General features: G+C 52.2%; 1 protein-coding gene. It reads right to left on the bottom strand.

All coding sequences use genetic code 11. The features are described 5' to 3' along the window. On the bottom strand, window positions 1-337 hold a 337-nt coding region (locus tag KDH83_RS32095), incomplete at both ends, for a LuxR C-terminal-related transcriptional regulator (RefSeq protein ID WP_212323255.1).

The following is a 337-nucleotide window of genomic DNA, read 5'->3' as shown; positions in this document are numbered from 1 at the left end:
ACGCGTCCGTCAAACCTGCTTCCATTCCATAGCGTAAGAGTTCAATATCGCAGCGCAATCCCAGTTTGTACATGGCAGCGACCTTTTGCGAACTGATGGTCTTCTTGCTGCGGTTTAGACGTTGTGCGATTTCATTGATTGTTAGGCCAGACAGATACAGCCTGACTACGTACACCTCACGCCCCGTTAATGCCCGTAGCCCCCTTCTGCCATAGCCGGCGGTTTTGATCAGTGCTTCGATACGTGGGGAAAAGTGCTGGCTATTATTGTGTGCATGCTGAACAGCGGGCAGCAAATTGCTGAGTTCGTCCTCCTTGCTAACGATGCACCGCACGCC

Source organism: Achromobacter sp. Marseille-Q0513, assembly GCF_018195695.1.
Taxonomy (GTDB): Bacteria; Pseudomonadota; Gammaproteobacteria; order Burkholderiales; family Burkholderiaceae_B; genus Achromobacter.
The sequence above is the reverse complement of the archived record's forward strand: the minus strand, read 5'-3'. Positions and strand labels throughout refer to the sequence as shown.